The sequence below is a fragment of the Flavobacterium sp. FlaQc-47 genome, from assembly GCF_044006475.1.
Lineage (GTDB): Bacteria > Bacteroidota > Bacteroidia > Flavobacteriales > Flavobacteriaceae > Flavobacterium.
The window spans coordinates 755,271-770,938 of sequence record NZ_JBIPCQ010000001.1 but is presented as its reverse complement, the minus strand read 5'-3'; the positions used below and the strand labels follow the sequence as shown (position 1 = coordinate 770,938).

At 33.0% G+C, this 15,668-nt stretch carries 8 protein-coding genes; all 8 read right to left on the bottom strand.

All coding sequences use genetic code 11. The features are described 5' to 3' along the window. Nucleotides 1-14: 14 nt before the first annotated feature. Complete coding sequence (gene bglX / locus ACHRVX_RS03105) at nucleotides 15-2,315, bottom strand: beta-glucosidase BglX (protein ID WP_395329047.1); 2,301 nt, start codon at nucleotides 2,313-2,315, stop codon at nucleotides 15-17. A gap of 92 nt (nucleotides 2,316-2,407) precedes the next feature. Continuing rightward, nucleotides 2,408-3,121 (bottom strand): prolyl oligopeptidase family serine peptidase, encoded by a 714-nt coding sequence (locus ACHRVX_RS03100; protein ID WP_395329045.1) that lies wholly within the window; start codon nucleotides 3,119-3,121, stop codon nucleotides 2,408-2,410. Nucleotides 3,122-3,133: 12 nt separating this feature from the next. After that, nucleotides 3,134-4,513 (bottom strand): glucoamylase family protein, encoded by a 1,380-nt coding sequence (locus ACHRVX_RS03095; protein WP_395329042.1) that lies wholly within the window; start codon nucleotides 4,511-4,513, stop codon nucleotides 3,134-3,136. A 72-nt stretch (nucleotides 4,514-4,585) separates the two neighbouring features. After that, nucleotides 4,586-6,070, bottom strand: coding sequence for a RagB/SusD family nutrient uptake outer membrane protein (locus tag ACHRVX_RS03090; RefSeq protein ID WP_395329039.1), 1,485 nt, complete (start codon nucleotides 6,068-6,070; stop codon nucleotides 4,586-4,588). Between the two features lie 4 nt (nucleotides 6,071-6,074). Next, nucleotides 6,075-9,098 (bottom strand): SusC/RagA family TonB-linked outer membrane protein, encoded by a 3,024-nt coding sequence (locus ACHRVX_RS03085; RefSeq protein ID WP_395329036.1) that lies wholly within the window; start codon nucleotides 9,096-9,098, stop codon nucleotides 6,075-6,077. Between the two features lie 244 nt (nucleotides 9,099-9,342). Then, nucleotides 9,343-12,087, bottom strand: a complete 2,745-nt coding sequence (locus ACHRVX_RS03080) for a histidine kinase (protein ID WP_395329033.1) — start codon at nucleotides 12,085-12,087, stop codon at nucleotides 9,343-9,345. A 96-nt stretch (nucleotides 12,088-12,183) separates the two neighbouring features. Continuing rightward, entirely contained in the window at nucleotides 12,184-13,368 is a 1,185-nt protein-coding gene (locus ACHRVX_RS03075) for an acetate/propionate family kinase (RefSeq protein ID WP_395329031.1), read from the bottom strand. 189 nt (nucleotides 13,369-13,557) lie between these two features. Then, nucleotides 13,558-15,651, bottom strand: coding sequence for a phosphate acetyltransferase (gene pta / locus ACHRVX_RS03070; RefSeq protein WP_395329028.1), 2,094 nt, complete (start codon nucleotides 15,649-15,651; stop codon nucleotides 13,558-13,560). Between the last annotated feature and the right edge of the window lie 17 nt (nucleotides 15,652-15,668).

The window sequence follows — 15,668 nt, the reverse complement described above, 5'->3', positions numbered from 1 at the left end:
AATCAATAAACCAACTATTTAGTTAACTCAAAACTAACTTTCTTATCGGCATTTGAATTTCCTCCAACGAAAATATCAAACTGTCCAGGTTCTGCTACAAATTGTAAATCAGAATTATAAAATTTTAAATCTTCAACTGTGATATCAAAAGTCACGGTTTGTTTCTCCCCTTTTTTAAGGGTTATTTTTTGGAAATTCTTCAGTTCTCTAACTGGTCTTGTAACAGAACCAATTAAATCTCTAATGTATAATTGAACCGTTTCTTTACCATCATAGTTTCCTGTATTGGCAACGTCAACTGTAACTTTTAATTTTCCGTTTGCATTCATTTTATCAGATGAAATTTTGACGTTTGAATATTCAAAAGAAGTATAACTTAAACCGAAACCAAATGGAAATAATGGCTCGTTTCTTTCATCAATATAATTAGATCTGAATTTTTCGAATTTACCTTCTGTGTTTGAAAGTGGTCTTCCTGTATTTTTGTGTGCGTAATAAATGGGCAATTGACCCACGCTTCTTGGAAAAGTTGAAGTCAATTTTCCTGAAGGATTTACATCTCCAAATAAAACATCTGCAATCGCATAACCTGCTTCACTACCTGCAAACCAAACATTTAAAATTGCAGGAACAGTTTCATTTTCATCCTTAATTACTAACGGGCGACCATCAAATAAAACTAAAACGACTGGTTTTCCTGTTTTTAGTAATGCATTCAATAAGTCTTTTTGAGATTGTGGAATTTCTAAATTCGTACGGCTGCTTGATTCTCCGCTCATTTCAGCAGATTCTCCAAGAGCAGCAACAATCACATCTGACTGATTGGCTATTTTTAAAGCTTCGGCTAATAATTCTTCTTTTGAACGTGCATCACGATGCAATGTTTTCCCAAACATTGTAGCATTAGTTTCAAAAGTTTCATCGTAATCTAAATTGCTTCCTTTTGCGTACAATACTTTAGTGGATGCTCCAGCAACTTCTTTGATTCCGGCTAAAAGCGAAATCGCATTTTCCATTTTTGTAGCTACGCTCCAGGTTCCCGGCATATTTTCTTTGGCATCTGCCAATGGTCCGATTAGAGCAATAGTTCCTGATTTTTTAAGAGGCAATACCTGACCTTGATTTTTTAATAAAACCAATGATTGTGCAGAAATTGATCTTGCTTCTTTTCTGCTGCTTGCTGTAAAGATTTCAGTTTTTGCTCTGTTGGCATCACAATATTTATAAGGATCCTGGAATAAACCTAAATCATATTTAGCTTCTAAAATAAGTTTAACAGCATTATCGATTGTTTCGATAGTTACTTTTTTCTCGTCCAAAGATTTTTTCAAAGTTCCAAGGAAACCTTCACCAACCATATCCATTTCAACACCAGCATTTAATGATAAAGCAGAAACAGCTTGTAAATCTCCCATTCCGTGTTCAATCATTTCAGGAATTCCTGTAAAGTCAGTTACTACAAAACCTTTAAAACCCCATTGTTTTCTTAAAACATCTGTCATTAACCATTTGTTTCCTGTTGCAGGGATTCCGTCAACTTCGTTAAAAGATGCCATAACAGATCCTACACCTGCATCAACAGCAGCTTTGTAAGGAGGGAAATAATCATTGAACATTCTGATATGGCTCATGTCAACCGTATTGTAATCACGACCTGCTTCTGGCGCACCATATAAAGCAAAGTGTTTTACACATGCCATAATCGAATTATTTTTTGATAAATCGTGTTGTTGGTATCCGTTAACCATTGCAGTTGCAATTCGGCTTCCTAAGTACGGATCTTCTCCTGAACCTTCAGAAACTCTTCCCCAACGAGGATCGCGGGAAACGTCAACCATAGGAGAAAATGTCCAGTTAATACCGTCAGCACTTGCTTCCTGTGCTGCGATTTGTGCACTTCTTTCAATTAATCCCATATCCCAAGTACAAGATAATCCTAACGGAATTGGGAAGGTTGTTTCATAACCGTGAATAACGTCCATACCAAAAATCAACGGAATTTTCAAACGGCTTTTTTCTACAGCAATTTTTTGTACTTCTCTAATTTTTTGAACAGATTTAATATTGAATAAACCTCCAACTTTACCTTCAGCAATTTTTGTAGCCACGTCAGAACTGTTTGCCTGACCTGTCGTAATATCTCCAGAAGTTGGTAAATTAAGCTGACCTAATTTTTCCTCTAATGTCATTTTCGACAATAATTCTGCTACAAACTCTGATTTTGGTTTAATTTTTACTGTATTTTTAGTGTTCTTTTTCTGGGCAAATCCCAAAACAGCACATCCTAAAAATAGTAAGACTAATTTGTTTTTCATGTGTATTTAATATTTGTATTTTTAATGGAACATGGAATCGCTATTCTATACTGTGTATGATTTATAATCATTGCGATTTCATTCTATTATCTTTACTTGTTCGTATTTGTTTTTATCTGTTTAAACATCCAGTCATAAATTTCAGGATTGTCATAAACTCTTGTCCAGCTATCATGTCCCGCATCATCAAAAATGGTCAATTGAACGTCTTTGGCATTGCACTTTTTTAATTCTTTATAAATGGTTATTGCATAATCTACTTTTACAACATCATCTAGTAATCCGTGAAAAATTCTTGTTGGAATAGGGGCAATTTTACAGGAACTCTCCAGGGCTATCAAATCAACGAAACCTGAAATTGGTACTACTGCCGCAAATTTGTCCGGATATGTAAGTGCCAAATTCCATGCTGCCCAACCACCTGAACTTAAACCTGTAACGTATATTCTGTCAGGATCAATTTTATTCTCTTTTTGAATTTTTAAAATCAATTGATTAATCGATTCAATATCCCAATTTTCATTTTCTTTGCATTGCGGAGCCAGAACATAAGCATCTAATTGATGCGTTTTTAAATATTTTAATGGACCGTTAATTTTTACTTTTTCAATATCTGTCCCTTTTTCACCATCACCTGAAATAAAAACTATTAATGGCTTTTTATCTTTTGTATTCGCCGGTTTGCGTAATGCATAACCCAATTCATGTTTTACCACGACTTCGGTTTTAATTGTTCCGGTTAGTTCAGTTTGTGCAAAACCTATTACCGAAAAAAGCAACATTAGTAACGCTAATTTGTTTTTCATTTTACAATGTTATTAGAAACCGTATTTCCCGGATTTAAATCCAAGTTTTACTAAACCTTGCTTTACTTCCGGAGCATTCATAAATAATTTCCACAATAAACCTGTGCGGTAATTTTCGATCATGACTACTTCAGGTCCCTGATCGATTGCTAAATAGCGTTTTGCTACCCAATTATCATTGCCTAAACTAAGAGCGTCATAAAAACCAGCTTCTCCCCAAGTTAGATTTTTATGATTGTCATAAAGGTTTCTTATCACAGCCATAGATTCTTTTGGAGTATAAACAATAGAACTTATTGCAGCTGTTGGAGAAATTACTTGCTGATCATTACTTGGCATATGAGCATTGTATCCTATTGATCCATCAGGATTTCTGGAATATGATGCGGATAATCCCCAATAATCCGGTCCGTAACCTTTTACTTTTCCTGGATTTTCAACACAATATTCGTAATTGATTTTTGTCTGGTTCACATTCAAATCCCAATAATTGGCATATTTATCTGTTAATTGGTTTGGATCCAGTCCAACATATGAATAATGCGCCCAGAATAATGGTCCGCCAAATTCATCTGCTCCATTATGCTTTAGCACTAACGGAATATTATATTTTGTTTTAGATGAAACAATTTTACCACTTCTCGCCCAGCCTTCATGATACACTTTTGGATCTATTGTATGTGTTGGTGAAGAGGCTGCCAGAACATACGTAATCAAACATTCGTTATATCCTTCAAGCGGAAAATTCATTTGCCAGTCGTATGTTGGCGACCAATGCCAATACAAAACGTTTTTTTTGTTTGTGTACCATTGCCAGTCCACTCCTTTCCAAAGTGCATCATATTTTTGAGCTACTGCTTTCTCACTCTCCGAACCGTCTTTTAGATATTCGCGAACAGTAATGATTCCTGCAACCAAAAATGATGTTTCGACTAAGTCGCCACCATTATCCTTGGTTCCAAAAGGCTTTACTTTTCCGGTATTTCCGTCTATCCAATGTGACCATGCTCCGTGAAAACGATCTGCTTTGCCTAAAAAGTCAGCAATTTTGTTCAGTCTCTCTACTCCTTTTTCTTTTGTAACATATCCTTGTGACATTCCTGAAACAATTGCCATTAATCCAAAACCTGAACCTCCGGTTGTTACTATGTTTGGATCATTTTCAGGGTAAATCCCATCCGGATGAAAACGTTCTCTTGCTAATCCCGAATTTGGCTCAGCATAATCCCAAAAATATTTAAAAGTTTGTTTTTGAACTGTTGCTAAAAGTTCTTCATCTGTCAATTTTACAGTAGTAACATTTTTCTCTCCTTCATTTTCTTTTGATTTTTTCGAATTACCTCCGCAACCAAAAAAACTAAAAACTAATAATAAAACTGAAATTCTAACCATTATAAAAAAATTTGAAATTGTAATAAATAATCACTCCCTCCTAGAAACTAGAAGGAAGTGATAATAAGAATATTAATTATAACCTGGATTTTGAGAAGACATTCCTTCAGCTATCAAAAGGAATGATGATGGAATTGGAAACAATTCATTTTTACCTACTGTAAATACTCTTCCATTAGGAAAATCTGCGCTCTTATCAGCTGCAAAAGCACCTTTGGCCTGACCTGTTCTAACTAAATCAAAGAATCTGTCAAATTCGAACGCCAACTCAACTCTTCTTTCTTTCCAGATTGCAGTTCGAACTGCTCCCTGAGAAGTTGCAGGAGTATCACCTAAACCAGCTCTGTGTCTGATTATGTTTAACAATGCAATTGCATCTGGTGTCTGACTTAATTCATTTAAAGCTTCTGCTTTCATTAATAATACTTCAGCGTATCTTAAATATTTGATATTAGCATCTGTTTCCCATGCACTTGTATAGGCAGAAGAATACGCTTTTAAGTTATATCTTGGATTAGGATCGTCTGCACTTATCACAGGAATCTCTCTTCCGTCATATAAAGTTGTACCTCTAAAAATAATTGTCGCATTTTTTCTAACATCTCCAGCTTCATAAGCATTTACTAAACTTTGAGAAGGTTGATTGAATCCCCATCCCCATGCATCACGAGCACCCTGAACATTAGAATAACCTTGAATTCCACGAGCAGGTACAGAACCTACACCATTAATTTCAAAAATAGATTCTCCATCATTTTCTCCTTCAAGTCTAAACATTTTAGCATAATCCGGAGAAATAATATATCCTGTAACTAAATTGGCGTTATCAACTACTTTTTGCCAATTTTTTTGATATAGATTTACTTTTGCTAGTAAAGCATACGCCGCTCCTTTTGAAGCTCTAGCTTTTTCATCTGCAGCATATTCTGATTTATTAGGCAAAACTGATGCAGCTTCAGTTAAATCTTTTTCGATAAAAGCATAAACTTCAGCAGCAGTTTTACGCGTTAACTGCATTGTTTTGTCTTCTGCTGATAATGGAATTTTTGATATGCGATCAACAATTGGCACACCTCCATAACATTTTACCAATGTAAAGTACATGAAAGCTCTTAAAAATTTTGCTTCGCCCATTAATCTTTCTCTTAATGCAGGATCAGCTTTATCCAATTTAGGAAGAACAGCTAATGCCTGGTTACATCTGTTAATCCCATCATAATTTGCATTGAATGTACTTTCTGCAGATGGATTTGATGCATTGTAACTTAAAGCATCCAAAACATCTTTATCAGTACCCGTATCACTTGGAGTAGAACCTTTGTCTGCATCATCAGATGTAATGCTGGCTAATCCAATCCACCCGAATGAACTCATATCCCAGTCTAAAAATTTACTGTAGATTGAGGTAACAAATGTTTTTGCCCCGTTGTCATTGTTAAACAACTCGATATCATCTGTAGAAATAGTCTCAGTTTGTTTAACATCTAGGTAATCATCAGCACATCCTGTAAAAGTAAATGCCGATAACACAAAGATTGATATATATATTTTTTTCATAATATTAAAATTTTAAATTAGCACCAATTACAAATGATCTTAATGTTGGGTAGGCATCCAATTCAACACCTTGTGTTCCGTAAGGATTACCATCTCCATTTAACTCAGGAGAGAAACCAGAATATTTCTGTGTAATAAACGGATTGATAGCATTAAGATAAATTCTGCAAGAACTAATAAATTGATCTTCTTTAATAGGAAGTTTGTATCCTAATGTGATATTGTTGATTCTAAAGAAATCTGCAGATTCCATATAATAAGTTGAAGCAACAGGAACAGTATTAAATGGTCTTGGATTTGCCGATGTTGTATTTGTAGGTGTCCAATAATCATTTGTCATAGAAGCTTCAATATTTTCACCTCCAAAACGCTGTGCTTTTTTACCATTATATACTTTTGCTCCACCAGTACCATATCCGTCAACTGAGAAATCAATGCTTTTGTAAACCAATCCTAGAGAAATTCCGTAGTTAGCTTTTGGTAAAATTGATCCTGTATATTTTTTATCAGCTGTTGCAGATAGAGCATCCTGAGTTACTTTAGCACCAGCAGCATTATAATAAAGCATGTTTCCATTTGCTGCATCTACACCTGCATACTCATAAAGATAAAAACTACCTAATGGCTGGCCAATTGAGTTATTGTATAACAATTTAGTGTCTTGACCATTTCCTAAATTACCTCCAATGACCTGAGATAACGAAACATCTTTTAAACTTGTAAGTTCATTTTTGTTATGAGAGAAGTTCCCTCCAACCCAGTAGCTTAAATTATCAGTAATTTTATCATCCCAACGTAATGAGATTTCATAACCTTTGTTTGAAACTTCACCAACATGAGAAGGGGAAGCTGTTGTAATTCCAGAAGTTGGATAAGGTTTTACATATAAAATTACGTTATCTGTATTTTTGTTATAAACATCAAACGATCCTTTTAATTTGCTGCCTAAAAATTCGAAATCTAAACCCGCAGAAGATTCTTCAGTAATCTCCCATGTTAAAGTAGGGTCAATTTGAGAAGTGATACTTGTTCCTTCATTTAAAATTGAACCTCCTAAATAACTATTTAATCCAGAATTATAGCTTTGACTGTTTAATGGTACATTTTGATTACCTAATTTACCCCAGCTTCCTCTTAATTTGATTAAATCAACTCCTTTAATATCTGACAAGAAACTTTCTTTTGTCATAATCCAACCAAGACCTACAGATGGAAAAGTTCCCCAACGATAATCTTTTGCAAAGTTTGAAGATCCGTCACGTCTAATAGTTCCAGTTACTAAATATCTGTCCATTAATTTGTATTGAAAACGTCCAAAATAAGAAGCTAACTTACTTTCGTTGAATACAATATCTTGTAAATTTGTAACAGTACCTGAGTAATCTACACCTTTTGCGTCTGTTGCATTATATAAAGACCAATAGTTAGAATCAGGACTTACATTTTTTCTTGTGATTACTAATTTTTCTCTTGGTCCTCTTACAGAAGTTTCAATACCTGCTGTTAATTCAACATCATGAATTTGAGCAAATACTTTATTATAAGTCAAATAATTAGACAAGTTCCAGTTAAAATACTGCTCTCTGCCTCTAGTCAATAAATTGATAGGATCAGTACTTGAATAATCTGCATCTTTACGAGTTGGATTAGCTGCTAACCAACTATTTTTACTATCCTCGAAATTATAATTTTTCCAACTATAGTATTCACCATTAAATTGTGAAGTAAACTTTAAACCTGTTAGGATTTCATAATCTAATTTCAAACCTCCTTGAAGCGTAGTACTTCTTTGTTCTTCATTATAAAAATCTAATTGTGCTACAGGGTTACCTACATTGTTAAATGAAGTACCTGTTGGGCTTGCTACTCCGCTTGCATCTGCAAAAGGTGCTCCATATTGACCATTTGCAAAACGAACGGGAACGATTGGTGATTGCTTGTATGCATTTGTAAACGCACCTAATGGCTTAGGTGTAGAATTAGCCGATGTAAAGCTAAAATTCTGATTTAAAGTAACTTTTTTAGAAAGTTTAAATTCATTATTATTTCTAAAACTTGTACGGCTGTAATCTAAACCATTAAGAACTGCCTTTTCCTCATAGTTACCTGCACTAAAAAAGTATTTAACATTTTCTGAAGCTCCAGAAATAGAAATGTTGTTTTGAGTGTAAGTCCCTGTTCTTGTAATTTCATCAAACCAATTTGTGTTAACTGGCTGGTTTGTTGAAAATTTGTTTGTTCCTAAAGAAGCATTAGTATAGGTTGCATATTGATTAGCATCAGCCATTTTTACTTTTTTAAGCGGTGTTCTAATACCTCCAAAACTTTCTATCTCTACCGAAATCTTGTCTCCTTTACCTTTTTTAGTAGTAATAATGATAACTCCATTTGCAGCTCTGGTACCATAAATAGCAAGAGATGAAGCATCTTTAAGAATTTCGTACGATGTAATATCGTTTGTATTGATATTATTGATGTTGTCTGTTGGCATTCCGTCAACAATATATAAAGGATTTCTTCCTCCTAATGCGGTACCTAGACCTCTAATAACTACAGAAGGTGTACTTCCTGGCACATCTGAAGAAGTTACCTGAACCCCCGCTGCTTTACCCTGAATTGCCTGTGAAGCATTTAAAACTTTTGTTCTTGTAACATCCTCAGCTTTAAGGGAAGTAATAGCCGAAGTATTATCTATTTTCTTTCTTGTTCCGTATCCAATAACAACTACTTCTTTTAATGCTGTATCACCAGCTTCTTTTAATGTAATTGTCATAGGTGCAGTTGTTGCTGCTATTGATGCAGCATCAAAACCTAACATCGAGACTTTTAAAATCTCTCCCTCTTTGGCGTTTATTGTAAAATTTCCGTCGAAATCAGCATCAGTTGAAGTTCTGGAATTAGAAGCACTAATAACTGCTCCCGGAATTCCCATTCCACTACTGTCTACTACTTTTCCTTTAATTGCTTGTCCAGACATGTAAGCCGGAAGAAGCAAAAGTGCTAAAAAGCTAAAAATAAAATTTTTCATACAGTTTGTAATCGTTTAAGTTAGTAGAGCCAAATTAAACAATTACAACGTTGTAGTACATCATTACCTACTACAACATAACTACATCATTATGTTAAAAAATTAATATATGTAATTAAAAATAAGGTAATTAAATGTTAATTTTTATATGTTAACATAACGTTATGATGTAGTAATGATGTATTGGAATTATGTAAAAAATGCAGAGTAAAAATATAATATCCTTAAAAATTAAATACGAATCTTACAGACTTAATAAAAACTTTGAGAGATTTTCGTCCTGAGAGAGGCCTAACTTCTTTCTTAAGCGATATCGGTGTAGTTCAACGCCTCTAAAAGAGATATTCATCATGGGTGCAATCTCTTTTGAAGAGAGATTCATTTTAAGATAAATGCACAATTTTATATCTTTTGGAGTAAGGTTTGGGTATTTTTTTGAAAGATTAATAATAAATTCATTGTGAATCTGATTCAGATTTGTTTCGAAGATTTCCCATTCGTGTTTATTGACTTCATTTATTTTAATTGCTTTCTTGATTTCACTTTTTAGCTTATTAAAATCTTTTTCAGAATTTAAAATACTTTGAATATTCTCAATCATTTCACTTTGCTTTGCTATAGATAAAGATTTACCTGCAACTTCAGAAGACTTTGTCTGTAACTCCAGTTCTAATATGTGTTTTTGATATTCCTGAACATTTAATTCATTTTCTGCTTTGAGTTCCATTTCCAGAATTTCTCGCTGATGTTTCAATTCTTCAGCCTGCAATTTCAATTTTTGCAGATAACGAAGTTTGTTCCATTTATAGTAGAAAAACAAAACTGCTCCTACTATTAATATATACAACAAAACCATCCAAAAGGAAAAATACCAGGGTTCAGCAACTTTAAAATCAAAACCAGAAACTTTTTCGTAATTCGCCCCATCGTGCTTATAAATCAAAATAGAATGATTACCGCTATTTAAATTATTCAGAACAATTAATCCGTTTGAAATTTGAATGAAATCTGAATTTTTATCAAGTTTGTAAAATAAATTGGGTTTACTGGCACCATAAATTCCAGAGATTACATTTATTTTAAGTTCAGTATTGTATTTAATTTTGGATTGGTTTTCAACTAAATTTTCGGAATTAAATGCTTCTATTTTTACATCTGAATTCTGCTTGTTTTCATATTTTAATTGAAGGGAAATAAATCCATCATCCAGATTTAGTAAATAATGATTTTCAGTTTTAAAAATTCTTAAATTATCATTGATCAATGTTCCTTTATAATATTTCTCCTGAATAATATTCCAGACAAATTTGTTTCCGTTTGCCTGAATATGATATAAAATTCCATTTTGAAGAACCATAAAATGATCTTCATCAATATTTACAACATCACTTATATTTTTGAAATTAAGATTAAAAAGTTCGTTTTCCTGAAGTTTATTCGTTATAGAATTATAAGTGTACCAGGAATTGTTAATTAAAAAAAGTATCTCATTTCTAAATTCAAAAATCTTAACTCCAAAATCATTTTTAATTTTGCTTTGCTGTGTAATATTCTCAACTTTTTTAGTTTTAAAATTATCATCGTATAAAACGCGGTAAAGTCCTCTGTAATTATCCGCAGCCCAAATTTCATTCTTTTTGTTCTGAGCCACATATTTTATTGGTTTCGAAAGATCCTGAATTTTTTTATTTTGAGTAAGTTGAGAAATATTATCATAAACTAAAATACCACTGTAAGTTGATTGAAAGTATGTATTATTTATGATGCTTTTGGATAAATTCCAACCGCCATTGATATTATTTATTTTTGACAATGCCCCATTTTCATAACAAAACGTACCATCGTTATGTCCTATAATATATTTGTTCCCTATTTTAGTAATATTCCATGCCTGTCCCTGAGTATTGGGCATCATGTGAAATTTACCCGAATCAAATTCAAAAACACCATGGTTTGAAGCTATTAAATAACCTTTATTAGTTGTTGCAACGGAATAAACAGAACCCAGAAGTCCTGAATTATCGTAAAAAAATGATATTGGGGAATTTACCTCAACATGTGCAATTCCGTTATCCAAGCCCAGCCATAAATCATTTTCTTTATCAGATCCAATGCTTAAAATCGAGTTATTCATTAAGACATTATTCCTGTCGATATTTTTATAGGTATTTGTAGTATAGTCATAAATAAAAAGACCTCTGTTTCCGGTTCCTATGGCTAGTTTATTATTTTTAATAAATTTAGCGACATTAATAGTTGCATCTTTTAGAGTTTCATTTAATGGATTGTTCCAAGGTGTTAAACCATTTTTTTCAACTATAAAAATTCCTTTTTTCTGAGTAAAAATATAAGTTTTATTCTGATATTTTTCAATGGCATGAACAACTGTATTTTTTAAGATATTCCAGCCTTTTGGGTTCGTGATTTTTGAGCCATCTAATCTAAAAAGACCTCTTTCTACAGAGGCAACATAAACATTCTTATCAATTATAAAACAATATGATATTAAAAAAGGAAATTTAATTTTTTGAATATGTTTTCCATCGTAAATAAAAATGTCATTAAACGACTGAAAATAAACAGATCCGTTAAATCTGAAAATCTTCCAAATTTCCTCATTGTCTTTTTCATCAAATAAACGTAAATTTTTAGTAATCGAAACATAATGCATTTTACCTTCTTTCCTGTACCAATAACCAAATTCCTTATAAGAGCCGGAATAAATTTTATCTCCTTCGATCATAATCGAGCGGATAATGGTTTTATTGGGTAATGTATATTTTTCCCACATCACGCCGTCATAGCGCAATAAATAGTGATTATTAGCAAAATACATGGCGTTATCTTTCCCCTGAGCAACATTCCATATTTGATTGTCACCCTGGTAATCTGATTTATTATAATTTTCTACGAAAGGAAGTAATTCTTGTGCTTTTATTTGTGAAGCAATGAAAAAGAAGAAAAGAAGTTTTAAAAGTATCGATTTCAAAATATTCGGATTTATATTCAAAGATACTGACAAATATTTAATCTAAAGGCATAAAAAAAGCTCCTCGATTAAGGAGCTTTATAAACTAAACTATTTTTAATTTTGAAGCAATTGATATACCTGATTGGCTATTTCATATTCTTCGTCTGTTGGTATAACCAAAACTTTTGTTCTTGAATTTGGTTTGCTTATTTCTCTAATTTCTTTAGAGCGAATTTTATTTTTTTCCTCATCCAATTCAATTCCAAAATAATCCATATCAGTACAAACCAATTGACGCATATAAGATGAATTTTCACCAATTCCGGCAGTAAAAATAATAGCATCTAAACCATTTAATGCTGCTGCGTATGAACCAATAAATTTTCTAATTCTGTAGGCATTCATCAATAAAGCTAATTGACAATCTTTATTGCCTTTTGCTGCTTCTAATTCGATATCGCGTAAATCACTATAGCCCGTAAGTCCAAGCATTCCGCTTTGTTTTAACAAAATTGAATTTACTTCATCAGCAGAATATCCAAGATTTTTAACCATATAAAAAATCACCGACTGATCAATATCTCCCGCGCGTGTTCCCATTATTAAGCCATTTGCCGGAGAAAAACCCATTGTATGGTCCATACTTTTTCCGTCCTTTATTGCGGTCATACTACACCCATTTCCTAAGTGAATGGTAATTATTTTTGAACTTTTTTCTAAATTTTCAATTGCTTTTTCCGATACATATTTATGACTTGTTCCATGAAAGCCGTAAACCCTAACTTTATTTTCGGTTAAAAGATAATTCGGAATCGCATATTTATGTGCTTCAACCGGAATTGTCTGATGAAAAGCAGTGTCAAAAACAGCCACTTGTTTTGCTGTCGAAAAAATTTCTTCGGCAACATTTATTCCAACTAAATGCGCCGGATTATGCAATGGAGCTAATTCTGAAAGTTCTTTTATTTTTTCCTTTACTTCTTCAGTAATTACTGTCGTGTCAGAGAAATAACTTCCGCCGTGTACTACTCGATGACCAACTGCTCCAATCTCTGAAGTTGATTTTATAACTCCTTTTTCGGGATCTAAAAGCATTTCGGCTACTTTTTGCAATCCTACTTTATGAGTTTCAATTGGCAATAATTCTTCTATTGAATTTGCAGCGGTTTTAAACGTAATATTCGAAGTTTCCAAGCCAATTCTATCAATCATACCGGAACAAATTACTTCATTTGTTGGCATAATCATTAATTGATATTTTATTGATGAACTTCCTGAATTGATAATTAATATTTTCATTTTTTTTAAAGTTGCTAAGATGCTGAGTCTATAAGTTGCTAAGTTTTTTTAATTTATTTTATATAAAGCCAAAATTGAACGCGAATGACACAGATTGCTAAAGCAAAACGCGGATAAAAACGGATTTTTTTCATGCACTTTGGGTCATAATTTTTAACTCAAAATTCATAACTAATAAATCACAATTAATTAAAGTCCCTGCGCCTGAATCGCTGTAATTACAACCGTGTTTATAATATCGTCAACGGTACAACCACGGCTTAAATCGTTTACAGGCTTGTTTAAACCTTGTAACATTGGACCAATTGCTAATGCTCCGGTTTCTCTTTGCACGGCTTTATACGTATTATTTCCTGTATTTAAGTCCGGAAAAATAAGTACGCTCGCTTGTCCTGCTACTTCAGAATCCGGCATTTTACTTTTCCCAACTACTTTATCAACCGCGGCATCATATTGAATAGGTCCTTCAATTTTTAAATCGGGACGTTTTTGTTTTACGATTTCGGTTGCAGTTCTGACTTTATCTACTTCATCTCCTTTTCCGGATGCTCCCGAAGAATAAGAAAGCATGGCTATTTTGGGTTCTATTCCGAAAGCCGAACTCGATTCAGCAGATGAAATAGCGATTTCTGCCAGTTGCTCTGCAGTTGGGTTTGGATTGATAGCACAATCTCCAAAAACAGAAACCCTGTCTTCTAAACACATAAAAAACACAGATGAAACTACTGATGAATTTGGTTTTGTTTTAATGAATTGCAATGCCGGCAAAATAGTATGTTGTGTGGTATGTGCAGCTCCGGAAACCATTCCGTCAGCATGACCTTTGTAAACCATCATTGTACCAAAATAAGACACATCTTCCATTAAATCCCTTGCCATCGTAATACTTACATTCTTTGCTTTTCGAAGTTCATAATACGTATTAGCATAATCTTCGTAAAGCTCAGATTCTTTTGGATTAATAATATTGACTTTTGAAAAATCAAAAGTAATCCCAAGTTCTGCAACTTTACTTTCAATATATTTTTTGTCTCCAATTATCGAAATATCAACTACATCCATGTCTAACAATCTTGAAGCGGCCGTAATGATTCTGTCATCATTTCCTTCCGGCAAAACAATATGTTTTCGATGCTGTTTTGCTCGTTGTACCATATTATACTGGAACATTTTTGGCGTCATTCCTTCAGGCACAAAAGTGATTAATCTTTCGGATAAATCATCTATAGCAACATATTTCTCAAAAGTACTAATCGATGTTTCTATTTTATGTGTGTTATTTGCATAGATTTCTGACCTTATAGAACCAATTTTATTAGTAATACTATACGTTCCGCCATCAACTGCAATAATTGGTACAATGGCAGAAAGCCCTTCGATAAGCTTTAAAATACTATCTTCAGGAATAATATTTCCCGTAAGGATAATTCCTGAAATAGTGGGATAATTAGCAGATTCATTGGCTTGCAAAGCACCTAAAATAATATCCGAACGATCTCCGGGAGTAATTACTAAAGCATTATCATTTAAGTGAACCAGATAATTATGCAACTGCATTGCTCCTACGCTAAAATGCCCGATTTCATTGTTTAGATAAGCACTCCCAAACAATACTTTTGCGTCAAGCTGATTTACAATTTCCTGCATCGTAGGATTATTCAAACTTGAAATCAACGGAATTGTATTGATCAAAACATTTGCAGGCAAGCTTTTTTGCAATCCCTGAGTCACCAGTTCTATATTTTCGAACTGAACTTTATTAGCAATTACAGATAAAACCTCAACATCTTTTACTTTAAATGAATCGTATATTAAATAAAGACTGTCTACTAATTCTTCTAATGTTTTACCAACTCCTGAACCTATAATTATAGTTGGAATTCCGAGGTTTTTTGCAATTAAAACATTCAGGTCTAATTCTATCGAAGTTCCTTCACCTGTAAAACTTGTTCCTTCTACTAAAACGAAATCAAAACGTTGTTCAAGCTTTTTATATTTTTCGATAATTAAATCTAAAACATCCCCAATTTTTCCTTTGTTTTTCTTCTTGATCAGTTTGCTTTTTGTAATTGCATACGCATCGTCAAACTTGATATCCAGATTAAAATAAGATAAAACAGTTTCTATATGATTGTCTGATTCTCCATCTACAAAATCTTCTATAATTGGTCTAAAATATCCCACTTTAGCCGTTTTACCAATCAAAATACTCATTAAACCGAGCGTGATAATCGATTTTCCGCTATTTTGATCACTTGTGGCTATATATATTGCTTTACTCATAATGTATATTTGAACTT

Coding starts and splice junctions, on each gene's coding strand:
- ACHRVX_RS03100 (WP_395329045.1), bottom strand. CDS start 3,121: ATGAAAAACAAATTAGCGTTACTAATGTTGCTTTTTTCGGTAATAGGT.
- ACHRVX_RS03075 (WP_395329031.1), bottom strand. CDS start 13,368: ATGAAAATATTAATTATCAATTCAGGAAGTTCATCAATAAAATATCAA.
- bglX (WP_395329047.1), bottom strand. CDS start 2,315: ATGAAAAACAAATTAGTCTTACTATTTTTAGGATGTGCTGTTTTGGGA.
- ACHRVX_RS03095 (WP_395329042.1), bottom strand. CDS start 4,513: ATGGTTAGAATTTCAGTTTTATTATTAGTTTTTAGTTTTTTTGGTTGC.
- pta (WP_395329028.1), bottom strand. CDS start 15,651: ATGAGTAAAGCAATATATATAGCCACAAGTGATCAAAATAGCGGAAAA.
- ACHRVX_RS03085 (WP_395329036.1), bottom strand. CDS start 9,098: ATGAAAAATTTTATTTTTAGCTTTTTAGCACTTTTGCTTCTTCCGGCT.
- ACHRVX_RS03090 (WP_395329039.1), bottom strand. CDS start 6,070: ATGAAAAAAATATATATATCAATCTTTGTGTTATCGGCATTTACTTTT.